Annotated in this window: 18 protein-coding genes and 1 other annotated feature; all 18 genes read right to left on the bottom strand. The window is 48.0% G+C overall.

Translation table 11 applies throughout. The features are described 5' to 3' along the window. Positions 1 to 28: 28 nt before the first annotated feature. Positions 29 to 499, bottom strand: a complete 471-nt coding sequence (gene rpsG, locus ACOZB4_RS31390; RefSeq protein ID WP_006212929.1) for a 30S ribosomal protein S7 — start codon at positions 497 to 499, stop codon at positions 29 to 31. A gap of 53 nt (positions 500 to 552) precedes the next feature. After that, entirely contained in the window at positions 553 to 972 is a 420-nt protein-coding gene (gene rpsL, locus ACOZB4_RS31385) for a 30S ribosomal protein S12 (protein WP_006212930.1), read from the bottom strand. 140 nt (positions 973 to 1,112) lie between these two features. After that, a complete protein-coding gene (locus ACOZB4_RS31380; protein ID WP_006212931.1) occupies positions 1,113 to 1,364 on the bottom strand; it encodes a ribosomal L7Ae/L30e/S12e/Gadd45 family protein in 252 nt (83 codons plus the stop codon). A gap of 168 nt (positions 1,365 to 1,532) precedes the next feature. After that, the gene (gene rpoC, locus ACOZB4_RS31375; RefSeq protein WP_076326228.1) at positions 1,533 to 5,147 is read right to left on the bottom strand and encodes a DNA-directed RNA polymerase subunit beta'; all 3,615 of its coding nucleotides are present in this window, start codon (positions 5,145 to 5,147) and stop codon (positions 1,533 to 1,535) included. Positions 5,148 to 5,240: 93 nt separating this feature from the next. Next, a complete protein-coding gene (gene rpoB / locus ACOZB4_RS31370) occupies positions 5,241 to 8,786 on the bottom strand; it encodes a DNA-directed RNA polymerase subunit beta (protein ID WP_076326229.1) in 3,546 nt (1,181 codons plus the stop codon). A 348-nt stretch (positions 8,787 to 9,134) separates the two neighbouring features. Continuing rightward, a complete protein-coding gene (locus ACOZB4_RS31365; protein ID WP_379415373.1) occupies positions 9,135 to 9,740 on the bottom strand; it encodes a class I SAM-dependent methyltransferase in 606 nt (201 codons plus the stop codon). A 183-nt stretch (positions 9,741 to 9,923) separates the two neighbouring features. Beyond that, positions 9,924 to 10,286 carry a 50S ribosomal protein L7/L12 gene (gene rplL, locus ACOZB4_RS31360; RefSeq protein WP_076326231.1) on the bottom strand — a complete coding sequence of 121 codons (363 nt, stop codon included), beginning with the start codon at positions 10,284 to 10,286 and terminating at the stop codon, positions 9,924 to 9,926. Between the two features lie 68 nt (positions 10,287 to 10,354). Continuing rightward, positions 10,355 to 10,858 (bottom strand): 50S ribosomal protein L10, encoded by a 504-nt coding sequence (gene rplJ, locus ACOZB4_RS31355; protein WP_090914113.1) that lies wholly within the window; start codon positions 10,856 to 10,858, stop codon positions 10,355 to 10,357. 58 nt (positions 10,859 to 10,916) lie between these two features. Next, positions 10,917 to 11,075 (bottom strand) — a sequence feature (ribosomal protein L10 leader region). Between the two features lie 69 nt (positions 11,076 to 11,144). Continuing rightward, the gene (gene rplA / locus ACOZB4_RS31350; RefSeq protein ID WP_009591966.1) at positions 11,145 to 11,837 is read right to left on the bottom strand and encodes a 50S ribosomal protein L1; all 693 of its coding nucleotides are present in this window, start codon (positions 11,835 to 11,837) and stop codon (positions 11,145 to 11,147) included. Between the two features lie 80 nt (positions 11,838 to 11,917). After that, on the bottom strand, positions 11,918 to 12,343 hold the full coding sequence (rplK, locus tag ACOZB4_RS31345) for a 50S ribosomal protein L11 (protein ID WP_076326233.1): 426 nt from the start codon (positions 12,341 to 12,343) through the stop codon (positions 11,918 to 11,920). A 71-nt stretch (positions 12,344 to 12,414) separates the two neighbouring features. Continuing rightward, entirely contained in the window at positions 12,415 to 12,948 is a 534-nt protein-coding gene (gene nusG, locus ACOZB4_RS31340) for a transcription termination/antitermination protein NusG (protein ID WP_006212939.1), read from the bottom strand. Between the two features lie 21 nt (positions 12,949 to 12,969). After that, entirely contained in the window at positions 12,970 to 13,161 is a 192-nt protein-coding gene (gene secE / locus ACOZB4_RS31335) for a preprotein translocase subunit SecE (RefSeq protein ID WP_006212940.1), read from the bottom strand. 24 nt (positions 13,162 to 13,185) lie between these two features. Next, positions 13,186 to 13,335: a 50S ribosomal protein L33 gene (gene rpmG / locus ACOZB4_RS31330; protein ID WP_006212941.1), complete on the bottom strand. Its 150-nt coding sequence runs from the start codon at positions 13,333 to 13,335 to the stop codon at positions 13,186 to 13,188. Between the two features lie 573 nt (positions 13,336 to 13,908). After that, positions 13,909 to 14,553: an RNA polymerase sporulation sigma factor SigH gene (gene sigH / locus ACOZB4_RS31325; protein WP_006212942.1), complete on the bottom strand. Its 645-nt coding sequence runs from the start codon at positions 14,551 to 14,553 to the stop codon at positions 13,909 to 13,911. A gap of 205 nt (positions 14,554 to 14,758) precedes the next feature. Further along, positions 14,759 to 15,277: an NYN domain-containing protein gene (locus ACOZB4_RS31320; RefSeq protein WP_076326260.1), complete on the bottom strand. Its 519-nt coding sequence runs from the start codon at positions 15,275 to 15,277 to the stop codon at positions 14,759 to 14,761. Positions 15,278 to 15,282: 5 nt separating this feature from the next. Continuing rightward, on the bottom strand, positions 15,283 to 16,035 hold the full coding sequence (gene rlmB / locus ACOZB4_RS31315) for a 23S rRNA (guanosine(2251)-2'-O)-methyltransferase RlmB (RefSeq protein ID WP_076326234.1): 753 nt from the start codon (positions 16,033 to 16,035) through the stop codon (positions 15,283 to 15,285). 87 nt (positions 16,036 to 16,122) lie between these two features. After that, positions 16,123 to 16,566, bottom strand: coding sequence for a Mini-ribonuclease 3 (locus tag ACOZB4_RS31310; protein WP_339268328.1), 444 nt, complete (start codon positions 16,564 to 16,566; stop codon positions 16,123 to 16,125). Further along, a complete protein-coding gene (cysS, locus tag ACOZB4_RS31305) occupies positions 16,563 to 17,969 on the bottom strand; it encodes a cysteine--tRNA ligase (protein ID WP_379415334.1) in 1,407 nt (468 codons plus the stop codon). The genes ACOZB4_RS31310 and cysS overlap by 4 nt, the downstream gene beginning before the upstream one ends. Between the last annotated feature and the right edge of the window lie 29 nt (positions 17,970 to 17,998).

Genomic DNA, 17,998 nt, shown 5'->3' with positions numbered 1-17,998 from the left:
ATTAAAGTGTAAAATTAGTTGCTGAATCCTACCAACGGTAGTGAGCAAACGCTTTGTTCGCTTCAGCCATTTTGTGTGTATCTTCGCGTTTCTTAACGGAAGCGCCTGTGTTGTTGGAAGCATCGATGATCTCAGCCGCCAAACGCTCTTCCATGGTTTTCTCGCCGCGGTTGCGGGAGTAGTTTACGAGCCAACGTAATCCAAGGGATGTACGTCTCTCTGGTTTAACTTCGATTGGAACCTGGTAGTTAGCACCACCGACACGACGAGCTTTAACTTCCAATACTGGCATGATGTTCTTGATAGCTGCTTCAAACACTTCCATCGGATCATTACCAGTACGTTCCTTGATGATGTTGAACGAATTGTAAAGGATGCTTTGAGCAACACCTCTTTTACCATCCAACATGATGCGGTTGATCAGACGAGTTACCAGCTTGCTGTTATACACTGGATCTGGCAGCACGTCTCTTTTAGTTACTGGACCTTTGCGTGGCATGGATATCCCCCTTTCTTCAGTCATGAGTCATGTTACGAAAACATGAGCATCAATTAGCTTTTTGCTTTAGGACGCTTCGTGCCGTATTTGGAACGAGCTTGCATCCGGTTGTTTACACCAGCGGTATCAAGTGCGCCGCGAACGATATGGTAACGTACACCCGGAAGGTCTTTTACCCGTCCACCGCGAACCAATACAACACTGTGCTCTTGCAAGTTATGTCCGATACCCGGAATGTAAGCCGTCACCTCAATGCGGTTCGTCAAGCGAACACGAGCATATTTACGAAGTGCGGAGTTCGGTTTTTTCGGCGTCATTGTGCCTACACGAGTGCATACACCGCGTTTTTGCGGAGCGCTCAAGTCGGTCTCCTCACGTTTCAAAGCGTTAAAACCTTTTTGAAGAGCTGGAGATTTCGATTTGTAAACTTTAGCTTGACGGCCCTTGCGAACCAGTTGGTTAATTGTTGGCATGCTAGCCACCCCCTTCCCGTATTTATCATCCTAATTACAACCCCGTTTAAGTCCACAGACCCAGGCGGTTCATAAAAGGACAAATGAAAAGTTTTTGCCGAGAGAAGTAACGCCTTCTCCAACAAAAACGATTTCTCAAATCATGATTTCAAGACAGCTACCATAGCTGCACCAACTTCAATACCGCATGCTTCTCCAAGCTCTATCATCGTGGGTACATAGTTGATATGCACACCATTCTTATCACACTCGGATACGACTTTTGAAATCAAACGCTGGTCGCAATCTTCAGCCACATAAACCTCTGCAGCCAAACCGGATTCAACGGCCTTCATCGTTTGTTTGGTGCCAATCTTGATGTGTGCATCCTGTAATCCCTTATCATTAGACACAAGTCATTCCTCCAAAAGAACAGGGAACAAAGAAACTATTCACGCACCTTTGCTATATTAGCATCTGCCCTAAGCGATGTCAAGCTATTAAATCAGGAAAAAGAAACATTGGGACGGAGAAATTCAGCATCTTACGACGCGAAAATCTCCCCGTCACCTGACTGTCTCTTAATCTATAGAAGCTGTTTCGAGTTCCTGACTTTCGTCATTCACATCGTTTTGTCCCGCGAACTTCACGCTGCGATAACGGTTCATACCCGTTCCCGCAGGGATCAGTTTACCAATGATAACATTCTCTTTCAGACCAAGCAGTTGATCGACTTTACCTTTGATTGCAGCGTCAGTCAACACGCGAGTTGTCTCCTGGAAGGAGGCCGCTGACAAGAACGAATCGGTTTCGAGAGATGCTTTTGTAATCCCGAGAAGAACCGGTTTGGCAACCGCTGGTTCCTTCCCGGAGAGAATAGCGTCTTTATTGGCTGTCTCGTATTCATGCATATCCACGAAGGAGCCTGGCAACAGGTTCGTATCTCCCGCATCAACAATACGGAATTTACGCAACATCTGTCTGATCATAACTTCAACGTGCTTATCGTTAATTTCTACGCCTTGGTTACGGTATACGCGTTGTACTTCCTGAAGGATGTAGTTCTGCACACCACGGATACCTTTGATGCGAAGCATTTCCTTCGGATCAATGGAACCATCGGTCAGTTCATCCCCGGCTTCAATGTGCTTGCCTTCGCTTACGCGCAGACGGGAACCGTAGGTAACTGCGTAAACCTTAGTTTCAGCTTCACCTTGAATTTCGATTTCACGACGGTCCTTCGTTTCGCGGATTTCTTTAACCACACCATCAATCTCACTAATGGTCGCTTGACCTTTAGGATTACGGGCTTCAAAGAGCTCCTGGATACGCGGAAGACCTTGTGTAATATCATCACCGGCAACGCCGCCTGTGTGGAACGTACGCATCGTGAGCTGTGTTCCCGGTTCGCCGATAGATTGAGCTGCGATAATACCAACCGCTTCACCAATCTCAACATGCTTACCAGTAGCCAGGTTACGACCATAACATTTTTTGCAGACGCCATAACGTGCACGGCAGCTCAAGATGGAACGAATTTGCAGCTTCTCAACACCAGCTGCTACGATTTCCTCAGCTTTGTCGGAATCAATCAATTCGTTGCGATTCACGATGATCTCTTTCGTTTCCGGATGACGAACGGTTTCAAAGGCATAACGTCCCTCGATACGGTCATAGAGATCCTCGATAACCTCTTTACCGTCCTGAATACGGCTAACAGTAAAGCCTTTATCCGTGCTGCACTCATCTTCGCGAACGATAACATCCTGGGCCACGTCAACAAGTCGACGAGTCAAGTAACCGGAGTCAGCGGTACGAAGCGCTGTATCGGCAAGGCCTTTACGCGCACCGTGCGTGGACAGGAAGTACTCGAGTACCGTCAGTCCTTCACGGAAGTTCGATTTGATTGGGAGTTCGATGATACGACCCGACGGGTTCGCCATCAGACCCCGCATACCACCGAGCTGAGTGATCTGCGATTTGTTACCCCGCGCTTTGGAATCCACCATGAGCATGATGGAGTTAAAGCGGTCCATCGATTTCATGAGTACATCCGTAATATCGTCTTTGGTCTTGGACCAGATATCGATAACACGGTCATAACGTTCTTCATTCGTAATCAAGCCGCGGCGATATTGGTTCGTTACCACTTTAACCTTCTCGTCGGACTCTTTCAGAATTTCATTCTTCTCGTCAGGTACGATAACGTCGGATACCGCAACGGTTACGCCAGCACGAGTAGAGTATGTGAAACCGATCTGCTTGATTTTATCCAAAATCACAGAGGTTTCGGTTGTATGGTACGTTTCAAAGCAGCGTGCAATGATGGAACCCAGATATTCCTTACCAACAGCACCGCTGATTGGCAGTTCTTGGATCACTTTTTGAATATCTGCACCCTTCTCATATACGAAATACTTCTCAGGCGTACCTTGCAGCAGGTTCGTACGAGTCGCTTCATTGATATAAGGGAAGCTGGCAGGGAAAATCTCGTTAAAGATAATCCGGCCGATCGTCGTAACCAACATCGCATTCTGCTGTTTTTCCGTAAAGCATGTTTTGCCCAGGGCTTTAACCGGAATCGCTACGCGTGCATGCAGACCAGCTGCTTCACGCTGATAAGCGGAAACCGCTTCGTTCACGCTGCCCAGAATCATGCCGGTACCTTTCTCTTCCTTGTTATCCATCGTGAGATAGAAGGAACCCAGTACCATATCCTGAGAAGGCGTAACAACTGGCTTACCGTCTTTCGGGTTCAGAATGTTACCCGATGCCAGCATCAAAAGACGCGCTTCAGCTTGAGCTTCGGCAGACAAAGGAACGTGAACCGCCATTTGGTCACCGTCAAAGTCAGCGTTATATGCTGTACATACGAGCGGATGAAGACGGATCGCATGGCCCTCAACCAGAATCGGTTCAAATGCTTGGATACCGAGTCTGTGAAGCGTCGGTGCACGGTTCAGAAGAACCGGATGCTCTTTAATAACCTCTTCGAGCACATCCCATACTTCTGGACTTACACGTTCTACTTTGCGCTTCGCACTCTTGATATTATGTGCAAGGCCTTTGTTGACCAATTCTTTCATAACGAACGGCTTGAAGAGCTCAAGCGCCATTTTCTTAGGCAGACCGCATTGGTACATTTTCAGGTAAGGACCTACAACGATAACGGAACGACCAGAATAATCAACCCGTTTACCGAGCAAGTTCTGACGGAAACGTCCTTGTTTACCTTTCAGCATGTGGCTGAGGGATTTAAGCGGACGGTTACCAGGACCTGTGACCGGACGACCGCGACGGCCGTTATCGATCAGTGCATCGACAGCTTCCTGCAGCATGCGCTTCTCGTTCTGTACGATAATATCCGGCGCACCGAGATCCAGCAATCTTTTCAGACGGTTGTTCCGGTTAATAACGCGACGGTACAGATCGTTCAAGTCGGAGGTCGCAAAGCGTCCACCATCAAGTTGAACCATCGGACGAAGCTCCGGTGGAATGACTGGCAGCACATCCATGATCATCCACTCCGGATTGTTGCCGGAGTTACGGAACGCCTCAATCACTTCCAGGCGTTTGATGGCCCGGTTGCGGCGTTGACCCTGTGCAGTGCGCAGTTCTTCTTTAAGGAACTCAAGCTCTTTGTCAACATCGATGTCTTGAAGAAGCTTCTTAACGGCTTCAGCACCCATGCCTGCTTGGAATCCGTAGCCGTACTTTTCACGGTAGCTGCGGTATTCCTTCTCGGACAACAGCTGCTTCTTCTCCAGCGGTGTATCTCCTGGATCGGTTACAACATAAGATGCGAAGTAAATGATCTCCTCAAGAGATCTTGGGGACATATCCAGAGCCAGACCCATACGGCTTGGAATCCCTTTGAAATACCAAATATGCGATACAGGAGCCGCAAGCTCGATATGGCCCATCCGTTCACGACGGACTTTAGCGCGTGTTACTTCAACGCCACAGCGATCGCAGACTACTCCCTTATAACGGACACGCTTATACTTACCGCAATGACATTCCCAGTCCTTCTGCGGACCGAAAATCCGCTCACAGAACAGGCCTTCTTTCTCCGGCTTCAATGTACGGTAGTTAATCGTTTCCGGCTTCTTTACCTCTCCGCGAGACCAAGAGCGAATTTTTTCCGGTGAAGCAAGACCGATTTTCATGTACTCAAAATTGTTAACGTCCAACAAGGAGCAACCCTCCTCAACCTAGTCCTATTTATGTGCTATACGACCATAACACCACCGCCGACCTATAAGCCGACGGGGGTGAATGATTGACCGTTATTCCACTCCGACTTCAGTGCCTTCCAAGTTAAGGCTCAGTTTATCACCTTGAGCATCGTCTTCGTCATCGAGTTCTTTCATCTCGATTTCCTCTTCATTCTCGCTCAGGATTTTGACATCCATACCGAGAGACTGAAGCTCTTTAATCAATACCTTGAACGATTCAGGAACACCCGGTTCCGGAACGTTCTCGCCCTTGACGATGGATTCGTAGGTTTTCACCCGGCCGACCACGTCATCCGACTTGACGGTAAGAATTTCTTGCAGCGTATAGGCAGCACCATAAGCTTCAAGTGCCCATACTTCCATCTCACCGAAGCGCTGTCCACCGAACTGAGCTTTACCACCCAGCGGCTGCTGCGTAACGAGTGAGTATGGTCCCGTAGAACGGGCGTGAATTTTATCATCAACCATGTGCGCGAGTTTGATCATATGCATGACGCCGACGGTAACTTCACGTTCAAAACGTTCACCCGTCCGTCCGTCGTACAATACGGTCTTACCATTGCGCTGCATGCCTGCTTCTTCCATCGTATCAAACACGTCATACTCGCTTGCGCCGTCAAATACCGGTGAAGCCACGTGAATGCCGAGCTGGAGCGCAGCCATACCCAAGTGAACCTCGAGCACCTGACCGATGTTCATCCGTGATGGAACCCCTAGAGGGTTCAACACAACTTGAACCGGTGTGCCATCTGGCAGGAACGGCATATCTTCTTCAGGCAAAATACGGGCAACGACACCTTTGTTACCGTGACGTCCGGCCATTTTGTCACCTTCGGAGATTTTACGTTTCTGTGCGATGTAAACGCGAACCAGTTGGTTAACGCCCGGTGGCAATTCGTCACCGTTCTCACGTGTAAACACCTTCACATCCACAATGATCCCGTCACTACCGTGAGGAACGCGCAGCGAGGTATCGCGCACTTCGCGAGCCTTCTCACCAAAGATCGCATGCAGGAGACGCTCTTCCGCCGTCAGTTCGGTTACACCCTTAGGCGTTACCTTACCCACGAGGATGTCTCCGGCGCTGATTTCGGCACCGATGCGGATAATTCCGCGCTCGTCAAGGTTCTTCAGTGCTTCTTCCCCTACGTTAGGAATATCACGCGTAATTTCTTCTGGTCCGAGCTTCGTGTCACGAGCTTCGGATTCGTACTCCTCGATATGAATCGAAGTGTACACGTCCTCTTTGACCAGTTTCTCGGAGAGAAGAATCGCATCCTCGTAGTTGTAACCTTCCCAAGTCATGAACGCCACAACGACGTTGCGGCCCAGTGCCAATTCGCCCATCTCCGTGGATGGACCGTCTGCGAGAATATCACCTTTTTTGATGACATCGCCGCGTTTAACGATTGGACGCTGATTAATGCATGTTCCTTGGTTCGAACGCATAAATTTGTGTAATTTATGTTTAATAAGATCGCCTTTGACTTCTTGTCCGTCGACATTTTCCACACGGCGGACCCAGATTTCATTAGCGGATGAACGTTCAATAATCCCGTCATGTTTGGACACAATACATACACCGGAGTCTTTTGCAGACTTGTGTTCCATTCCAGTTCCGACCAGCGGAGCTTTAGGAATAAGAAGTGGAACAGCCTGCCGCTGCATGTTGGATCCCATCAGCGCGCGGTTGGAGTCATCGTTCTCAAGGAACGGAATGAGCGCCGTCGCTACCGACACTACCTGCTTCGGCGAAACGTCCATGTAGTCTACACGGTCGCTCGGCATAGGAAGGATGTTATCGGATTGCTTGTTATAACGGACGATAACCATTTCGTCAGTGAAGGTACCATCTTCGTTAAGCTCGGCGTTCGCCTGGGCAACGATATAGTTATCCTCTTCGTCTGCAGTCAGGTAATCGATTTGGTCCGTTACTTTACCGGTCTTCGGATCCACCCAACGATACGGAGCTTCAATGAAGCCATATTCGTTGATGCGCGCAAACGTCGACAAGGAGTTGATCAGACCGATGTTCGGTCCCTCCGGCGTCTCGATCGGACACATACGGCCATAGTGACTGTGGTGAACGTCCCGCACTTCAAAGCCCGCACGCTCACGCGTCAAACCGCCGGGTCCGAGAGCAGACAGACGACGTTTATGCGTCAGTTCCGCAAGCGGGTTGGTCTGATCCATGAACTGGGACAGCTGGGAGCTGCCGAAGAACTCTTTAATCGATGCGATAACCGGACGTATGTTGATGAGCGCCTGCGGCGTAATCACATTAGCATCCTGAATCGACATTCTTTCACGAACGACACGTTCCATCCGGGACAAACCGATACGGAACTGATTTTGAAGCAATTCGCCTACAGAACGCAGACGACGGTTACCCAGGTGATCGATATCATCCGTATTGCCGATTCCATGCAGCAAGTTGATGAAGTAGCTGATGGAAGAAATGATATCCGCCTGCGTAATGTGCTTCACAGATTTATCAATGTTTGCGTTCGCGATGACCTTCACGACTTTTGCATCCTCGATTGGAGAGAATACATCGATCGTTTGCAGCGGGATATCCTCGCTGTCCATCACACCGCCGGTAACATGATAATTCTTAAAGCCTACGCTCTTCTCAAGGTAAGGCATGATCTCGTCCAAAAGACGACGGTCTACGGTTTGACCAGCTTCTGCAATGATCTCACCCGTATCGATGTCTATCAAACTCTCTGCCAAACGTTGATTAAAGAGACGGTTCTTAATATGAAGCTTCTTGTTGATCTTGTAGCGACCAACGTTAGCCAAATCATAACGCTTCGGATCGAAGAAACGGGCAACAAGAAGGCTCTTCGCATTCTCTAGTGTTGGCGGCTCACCCGGACGAAGACGTTCATAGATTTCGATGAGCGCTTTTTCCGTGGAGTCGGTGTTGTCTTTATCCAGCGTATTTTGAATATATTCATCATTGCCCAGAAGATCCAAAATCTCGGCATCTGTACCAAAACCAAGTGCACGTAAAAGTACCGTTACAGGGATTTTACGGGTACGGTCGATCCGGACATAGATAATGTCCTTCGCGTCCATCTCCAGTTCAAGCCAAGCGCCGCGGTTAGGGATAACTGTTGCAGTGTACGTCGTCTTACCGTTTTTATCCACTTTTGTGCTGAAATAGACGCTGGGAGAGCGAACCAACTGGCTGACAATAACCCGTTCGGCACCATTGATAATGAATGTTCCGGTTTCCGTCATTAACGGGAAGTCTCCCATGAACACTTCCTGCTCCTTGACCTCTCCGGTCTCCTTGTTAATGAGCCGGACTTTCACGCGGAGCGGCGCCGCATAAGTAACGTCGCGTTCTTTCGCGTCATCGACGGTGTATTTCGGTTCTCCAAGGCTGTAGTCAATGAACTCTAGTACCAAATTACCTGTGAAATCCTGAATCGGCGAGATGTCCTGGAACATTTCGCGGAGTCCTTCCTCCAAAAACCATTCATAAGATTTTTGTTGGATTTCAATCAGGTTCGGAACTTCGAGTACCTCGTTAATACGAGCATAACTTCGCCGAGTGCGTCGACCATATTGAACAAGATGTCCTGCCAACTTAAACTCACCCCTCATGTCTACTCACTTTAAAAATTTCATTGCGAACCTCTGTTTGTAACACTATAATGGAACATACAGAGGACACTCCCATAAATAGAGAAAAGCCCTTATCGAATACCTTTTCGAAAAAAGAGCAGCTTATCCATGGTTATGATAATCATCTCATATCCTGTAGATTTGCCCAAAATGTACATATTATACGTCAATATGATCGACTTTATGCATCTTTCCACACATTAAGTCTTGACATTTCAGCCAACTAAAGACAAAGAGACCATCCTAATACTGACATTTTATAATAATACCATACCAGCATACCCAAGTCAACAGCCTAGTCGAACTATTTTAAGAAGATTTAGTCGCTTTGAATATCCGGTATCCTTTATCCTTCGTTACTTCCTCAACCTGATGAAATAAACTCTCCAGTTTCGCTTTCGCTGAAGGTGCGCCTTGCTTCTTCTGAATCACAACCCACAGTTGCCCATTCTCACGCAAATGCTTCCACGATTCTTCGAATATAGCATGTACCGTCTCTTTCCCGGCACGAATCGGCGGATTGGTTAGAACCACGTCAAATTGCTGATCCTGAACCGCGGCAAACAAATCGCTCTCCAAGATGGTCACATTGGATATACCATTACGTTTCGCATTCTCCTTGGCTAATTCGACAGCGCGGCTATTGATGTCGATCAACGTCACATGTCCTTGCGCAGCCATTCTTGCCGCCGACAGACCGATCGGACCATATCCACAGCCTACATCCAACACTTGGGCGTGCTGGTTAAAATCCATAGCCTCTATTAATACCTTGCTGCCATAATCCACGCCACTCTTAGAGAATACGCCCGCGTCACTGATAAAGTTGAAAGTCTGCCCCCGAAGCTCCGTCTTTAACTCCTTACGGTCATGAGCAATTTCCGGCTGATTCGAGTAATAATGTTGATTCGGCATCATTTCCTCCGTCTTGAATCAAAGTCTACCCGCCTAAGATATTTCACTCTTAAGCGCTCTTATTTCAGTATAACCTTAGTTGCGGAGAATCAGTACCTTGTGGTCTCCCCGCCACAATAACAAACCCCTTGAACAAATATTCAAGGGGTTTGATTCTTGCTGACGTGAATCTCAAGAAGCTAATTACTTAACTTCTACGGATGCGCCTGCTTCTTCCAATTTAGCTTTAACAGCTTCTGCTTCTTCTTTAGCTACTTTTTCTTTCAATGGTTTTGGAGCGTTGTCAACCAGTTCTTTTGCTTCTTTCAAGCCAAGACCTGTGATTTCGCGAACCACTTTGATTACGTTGATTTTGGACGCGCCTGCGCTAGTCAGGATTACGTCAAATTCGGATTGCTCAGCAGCTTCAGCTGCACCAGCGCCACCTACAACAGCTACTGGAGCTGCAGCAGTTACACCAAATTCTTCTTCGATTGCTTTTACAAGATCGTTCAGTTCCAGAACAGACATACCTTTAATTGCTTCCAAGATTTGCTCTTTGCTCATTTAAGTTGAACCTCCATTTATTATTAAGATTTTATAGTTGTTGTTACACAGCTTCAGCAAGACAAAGCTTATGCGCCTTGTTCTTCCTTCTCAGCAACAGCTTTAACTGCAAGCGCGAAGTTGCGCACTGGAGCTTGAAGCACGCTGAGGAGCATGGAGAGGAGACCTTCGCGGGACGGAAGTTCTGCCAGAGCTTTGATTTCGCTCTCTCCGATTACACGGCCTTCTACTACGCCGCCTTTCAATTTCAACGCGTCGTTTTTCTTAGCAAAATCGTTAAGGATTTTTGCTGGAGCGACAGCGTCATTAGTACCAAATGCAACAGCTGTTGGACCAGTCAGGACTTCGTCCAGATCAGACAGCTCTGCTGCCGCAGTTGCACGGCGAAGCAGTGTGTTTTTCAGTACTTGGAACTCGACGCCAGCTTCACGAAGCTGTTTACGAAGTTCAGTTACTTGCGCAACGTTCAGTCCGCGATAGTCAGCAACTACTGTCGATACGCTTTCGCGCAGTTTAGCAGCAACGACATCAACCGCTTCTTGTTTCGCTTGGATCACTTTTGCGTTTGCCAATGATTACACCTCCTGGTTGTATTAGTAGCGTAAGAGCACCAGGCTCTCCGCTCTTCCTACGGGCACTAAAAAAGCCTCCGTAGAATCACGAAGGCCTGATGAATCATCATTTGGCCGGTGTAACCGGACAAATTGTTGACGTTCTATCATAACACCTCGGTAGGAAATTAAGCCTGCTTAGGGCACCTACTGTCTACGGTAAGCATATTCAACTTTAAGGGTCAGTCTCGAAGACTCACAACTGTTACATAATATCAAACTTCATTGACCAAAGTCAATGGTAATATTATCTGTAAACGGTTGTGTTCACGCGAGCGCTTGGTCCCATAGTCGAGGAAACAGCGATACCTTTCAGGTAAACACCTTTAGCAGCAGCTGGTTTCGCACGATTCAATGCATCGATGAGAGCTTTAAGGTTCTCATTCAATTGAGCTGCATCGAAAGACACTTTACCGATTGGCGCGTGAATTTGACCTGCTTTGTCCAGACGGTACTCGATTTTACCGGCTTTGATTTCTTGAACAGCCTTAGCAACATCGAATGTAACCGTACCAGCTTTAGGGTTAGGCATCAGGCCTTTACCACCGAGCAGACGGCCAAGTTTACCGACTTCACTCATCATATCAGGTGTAGCTACGCAGACATCAAACTCGAACCAGCCTTGTTGAATTTTGTTGATCATGTCTTGATCGCCAACAAAATCAGCGCCAGCTGCTTCTGCCTCTTTCGCTTTTTCACCTTTTGCAAATACCAGAACGCGTTGTGTTTTACCTGTGCCGTGAGGCAAGACAACAACACCACGAACAGCCTGGTCTTGTTTACGTGGGTCTACACCCAAACGTACAGCCGCTTCAACAGTTTCGTCGAATTTGGCAGTTGCAGCCTTCTTCACAAGCTCTACAGCTTCCAAAGGCTCGTAAGTTGCTTCGCTGTCAATCAGCTTCGCAGCTTCAACGTATTTCTTACCGTGTTTAGCCATGTTTGTTTTCCTCCTTTGTGGTGTTAGCGGAAATTCCTCCCACATGATCCGAACCTCGTTCGGTTTCAATCGAGAGACAATTAGTCTTCGATTGTGATACCCATACTACGGGCAGTACCTTCTACCATCTTCATTGCAGCTTCAACAGATGCAGCGTTCAGGTCAGGCATTTTTGTTTCAGCGATTTGACGAACAGCGTCACGCTTAACAGTAGCCACTTTCTTCTTGTTAGGCTCGCCGGATCCTTTTTCGATCTTAGCAGCCACGCGAAGCAGAACAGCAGCCGGTGGAGTTTTAGTGATGAATGTAAAGGAACGATCTTCAAACACCGAAATTTCAACCGGAATGATCAGACCAGCTTGATCAGCAGTACGTGCGTTGAATTCTTTACAGAATGCCATGATGTTGACACCCGCTTGACCCAATGCAGGACCTACTGGAGGAGCCGGATTCGCTTTACCTGCAGGAATCTGCAGTTTCACAATCTTGATAACTTTCTTAGCCATAGTTGACACCTCCTTGCATCAATAGTGGTAGCGGACGCTTTGACACGACCTCCCACAAGAAACCTGAAGAATTAAATCTTCTCCACTTGAGTATAATCCAACTCCAGCGGGGTTTCCCGTCCAAACATGTTGACGTGAACTTTCAACTTGCTCTTTTCAGCCAAAATCTCTTCCACGGAGCCCACAAAATTCGCAAAAGGACCAACCTTGATACGAACGGATTCCTTGATGTCGAATTCGATCTTCGGTTTCGGCTCTTCCATGCCCATATGCTTCAGAATCTGTTCTACTTCTTCTGGAAGCAAAGGCGTCGGTTTAGAACCGGACCCTGTCGAACCAACAAAACCGGTCACTCCTGGTGTATTGCGGACAACATACCAAGAATCATCGGTCTGAATCATTTCGACCAAGACATATCCCGGGTAAACTTTACGCATGACGGTTTTTTTCTTGCCGTCTTTGTTTACGATTTCTTCTTCCATCGGAACAAGAACGCGGAATATTTTGTCCTCCATGCCCATGGACTCGACACGTTTTTCCAAATTGGCTTTGACTTTATTCTCATACCCAGAGTAGGTATGAACTACGTACCATCTTTTTTCCATATCAAGCCACCTGGGACCCTTCTAAATTATCGCTTCGATCACAGCGGAAATACCGATGTCTACAACCCAAAAATAAATCGTGACAAACACTATGGTGCCGAGAACAATTAAAGTATAGTTCGTCAGTTCTTTACGATTGGGCCAGCGAACTTTTTTAAGTTCCGCCCAGCTTTCAGAGAAAAAGGAAAACAGAGACTTGAAACCACGTTTCACGCCGACTACACCTCCAAAAGAAAACTATCTGGTTTCGCGATGAGGAGTTTGCTCGTTACAGAACTTGCAAAATTTCTTCATCTCCATGCGGTCGGGGTGATTTCGCTTGTTTTTGGTGGTTGTGTAGTTTCTTTGTTTGCAGCTTGTACAAGCCAAAGTGATAATTACCCGCATGATGTGCACCTCCCGAAGACGTCCTTCTTTGTCAGAAGAATCGATATTGATCCTAGTAGAAACAACCTTGTTCTCATCGAAACTCGGTTATTTCTGCGAGATGAATAAAACCGTTGTTCCAAAAACTGTAACAACGATCCATTCATAAAACACGCGAATTTAGGCCTACCTAAAACACTTTATCACAAGGGTAGCGCCATTTCAAGCCTTTTTCTCTCTGATTGTGGGCTGCAATAAATGCCATTGCCAGCTAGACCAGGGGATTCGTCCCCGGAATATTGTAAACACCTCGCTGTAAAAAACTGTGGCGTTTCACAGTCTTTGTCCATCCTGCATAGCATTTAGTCTATATCCAGTATGTTCAATCTTCCAACAGATGAAACACCAAATATTACACATTTTGCTTTTGCGAAAATGGACATCCTTGATTATCGTCCTATCCTGTCTGCCAACTAAAAATAATGGCGACAAAGTATACGGAGATCCTTCGCCGGCCATCCTGATTCAAAAAACGATCAGGCAATTAAAAAAAGGCTCTGATTGAGCCTTCTGCTTCTTATCCGACACTTGCTATTAATTATCCCTGACTTCCAGATAACGTTCAAGCTTGCGCTTTACCCGCTGGAGTGCATTGTCAATCGATTTTACATGACGCCTTAAATCTACCGCAATCTCTTGATAGGACCGACCGTCCAAATAGAGCATCAGGACTTTCCGTTCCAGATCGCTTAAGATTTCTGACATCTTGTCTTCCAGGCCGACAAATTCCTCTTGATTAATAATCAGTTCCTCCGGATCGCTTACCGCAGTGCCACAAATGACATCCAACAGTGTACGGTCCGAATCCTCATCATAAATCGGCTTGTCCAATGAGACATACGAATTGAGCGGAATATGCTTCTGTCTCGTAGCGGTCTTAATTGCCGTAATGATCTGTCTAGTAATGCAGAGCTCGGCAAAGGCCTTGAACGAAGACAGCTTATCCCCTTTAAAATCACGAATTGCCTTGTACAGCCCGATCATGCCTTCCTGGACAATATCTTCCCGGTCAGCACCAATCAGAAAATAGGAGCGGGCTTTAGCACGTACAAAATTCCGGTATTTATTGATCAAATACTCCAGCGCCCCGCTATCACCCTCGCGGACCGCCTCGACAATGTCTTCATCGCTTATCACATCATACCCTGACAACATGACTTCCTTGAGGTCCACACTCAATAGAATCCCTCCGGCCCGGAACGCACGGTAGCCCGTCACTCGCTTGAAATATATGACAAGTATATATGATGTCTACTAGACCGTCAACCACGTTCTACCTAAAATAGACCGATAATAACATTTAATGTAAACTTTTTCGTAGATTCATATACCGTTTTCATTCTCCAAATGAGCCGACCTTTCGTCCCTATTGTGTAAAACAGTTCTATTCCCTGCGCCAGCGCTCGAACATCTGTCTCACATCCGGCGGCAGCTTCCCGTCAAGTGTATTCCGGCTCTTGGTCTGCTCTTTCGTTATTTTCTGCTTCACTTCGCGCTCGCTCTGTTCCACTTCGTTTAGCAATTCCCGGGCGGACAACCTGAGTGCTCCCCGAGCAAAAATCACATGCTGCTCAATTAAATCGCTGGTCGCCACATAAATTTTTCGCCGGCGGTGGCTGAACTCTCCGACTAGTCGTTCAATGCACTCATCTGCGGTTTCTTTTTCCTTAGTAAAAAACACCTGAACCTTGCCTTGCGTGTAGGATTTCCCCAGCCCAGGGACCCGGTATGCGTCAAAAATCACCACGACTCTGAGGCCGGAATACGCCTGGTAATCCGCTAATTTCTCCAGCAGCAGGTCTCGCGCATCATGCATGCTGCTATTGGCGAGCTTCGCAAGATATGGCCAGCCGCCGATCATATTATAACCGTCGACCAGCAGCACATCCCGCCAATCGGCCATCATTGCTAACCTTGAAGGCGGCGACGGCGAAGCACTTCGTACATAACGACACCTGCGGCAACCGAGGCGTTAAGCGAGTTGATTTTTCCGGCCATCGGCAGTTTCACAAGCACATCGCATTTTTCACGGATCAGACGCCCCATTCCTTTACTTTCATTACCGATAACGATAGCAACCGGCCCGTCAAAAACCTCAGTGTCATACAATTCCTGAACAGCATCAACGACCGTCCCGACAACCCACACGCCCATTTCCTTCAGCTGATCGATGGTTTGGCCCAGATTGGTCACTCTGGCTACGGGTACATACTCTACTGCGCCAGCAGATGTTTTGGATACCGTTGCCGTTACTTGTGCGGATCTGCGCTTAGGCAGTATGACGCCATGAGCACCCGTGCAGTCTGCCGTACGGAGAATCGAGCCCAGATTGTGCGGATCCTCGATCTCGTCAAGCAGCAGCAAGAAAGGCGGTTCGCCCTTTTCCTCCGCAACCTTCAGCAAATCTTCCACTTCCACATAGGCATACGGTGCCGCTTGGGCAACCACGCCTTGATGCTGTACCCCTGGAACCATCTGATCCAGCTTGCGTTTGTCCACATGCTGAATGACAATGCCCAGTTTCTTCGCTTCCGCGATGATCGGCAGGGTCAGATGTTTTTGCGCATTTTCGGCAATCCATATTTTATTGATCGTACGTCCTGATTTGAGCGCTTCCGTTACGGAGTGCTTACCAGCTACTACTTCCTCTTCTTGCAACATGTAGGTCTCCTCCTGCATATCAGCCGGCGTCCCCTTTGAGAAACACCGGCTGTATCGTTTCAATGTTGATCTCTATTGCCTGACGGTCTATTTAACAGACCCCTCAATAAACTCGATGCTCTTCCCAATGAGCTCGCGGAGACGATCCTGCTCCCCCGTATAATATAAATACCCAACGAGCGTCTCAAATGCCGTTGCATGCCGATATTCGAGCACGTCGGCATTTTTGGGGATGCTGCCTGATTTGGCATTGCGTCCTTGACGCACAACATCGCGTTCTTCTTCCGTCAGCTCCGGATCCAGATAAGCCAATATTCGGCTCTGTGCCTTCGCCGACACAAATCCTGTTGCTGTCCGGTGCAAGTGATGGGGGCGGAGATTCGCTCTTGATATCAAAAACTGCCGCACCGCCACCTCATAAATGGCATCTCCGATATAGGCAAGCACGATGGGCGGGATTAACCGGGCCGGCTTCGACGGTGGAAAATCGAACCAGCCTACCGCGGGATCATGATGCTCAGGCCCGCTCATTTACGCCGCCAGCGCATACCTTGCGCCGTATCCTCAAGCACGATGCCTTCGTCCGCCAGCTTGTCGCGGATTTCATCCGCTCGCGCCCAGTTTTTATTCTTCCGGGCTTCGATACGTTCGGCAATCAGAGCTTCAATCTCCTCATCCAGCAATTCATCCGTGCCTGTATTTACGATGCGCAGCACGCCGTTCATTTCGTTGAAAGCACGCAGCACTTCATGCAGGTCAGCTGCAGGAATCGAGGCTTCCTTCAGCAGCTGATTCGCCTCGCTGGCCCATTGGAACATGGCGGTGATGGCATCCGGCGTGTTGAAATCATCCTGCATTTTCTGGTGGAATTCGACAAGGACGGCCGATATTTTATCCGCAACTTCCTGGCTTACGTTATCGTCCTTCGAACCGATCGCGGTACTCAATCGATGCTCGACATTAGCCGCCGCATTCGCCAGACGTTCCACGCTGTTCTGTGCCTGCTCCATCACCTCATCGCTATAATTCAGCGGGTTGCGGTAGTGGGTGGACAACATGAAATAGCGGACAGCTTCTTTTGTATATTGTTCACGAAGTTCCTTAACCAATACACCATTACCTAGCGATTTCGACATTTTCTCGTTATTGATGCGGATATAACCATTGTGCATCCAATAGTTCGCCAGCGGTTTGCCTGTCAGCGCCTCGGACTGCGCCACTTCGCATTCATGGTGCGGAAACTGCAGGTCTTGACCGCCGCCATGGATATCCAGCGTATCCCCAAGATAACGACGGGCCATGGCGGAGCACTCAATATGCCAGCCCGGGCGGCCGTCGCCCCAAGGACTGCTCCAGTAGATCTCTCCGGGCTTCGCAGCTTTCCATAGCACGAAGTCCTCCGGGTTTTCTTTCCGCTTATCCACCTCAATCCGGATACCGAATTGCAGCTCATCGAGATTTTGCTGGGACAGCTTGCCGTAATCGTCAAATTTGCGGGTCCGGTAGAAGACATCTCCCCCGTTCTCATAAGCAAAGTCGCGGTCAATGAGTTCCTGGATGAATTCGATAATGCTCTCCATATTGTCCGTTACCCGCGGATTTAATGTCGCTCTTGGTATGCCAAGACCGTCCAGATCCTCGTAATAGGCGTGTATAAACTTATCCGCGACCTCCGGAACGGTAGTACCGGTTTGCTCTGCTTTCCGGATCATTTTGTCATCTACATCCGTAAAGTTCACCACGTAATTCACATCATTACCCTGATTCTCAAAATAAGCTCGAACCACGTCGAAAAAGATCATCGGACGGGCATTCCCGATATGGATATAATCGTACACGGTAGGACCGCACACGTAGATCTTTACCTTTCCAGGTTCCTGAGCAACAAACGTTTCTTTCATACGGGTTAACGTGTTATAGATTTGAAGTGCCATAGGGTATCATCTCAATCCTTTCATTCCAT

This window comes from Paenibacillus sp. NPDC058898 (assembly GCF_049316025.1).
In the GTDB taxonomy this organism is placed as follows: Bacteria; Bacillota; Bacilli; order Paenibacillales; family Paenibacillaceae; genus Paenibacillus_AQ.
The sequence above is the reverse complement of the archived record's forward strand: the minus strand, read 5'-3'. Positions and strand labels throughout refer to the sequence as shown.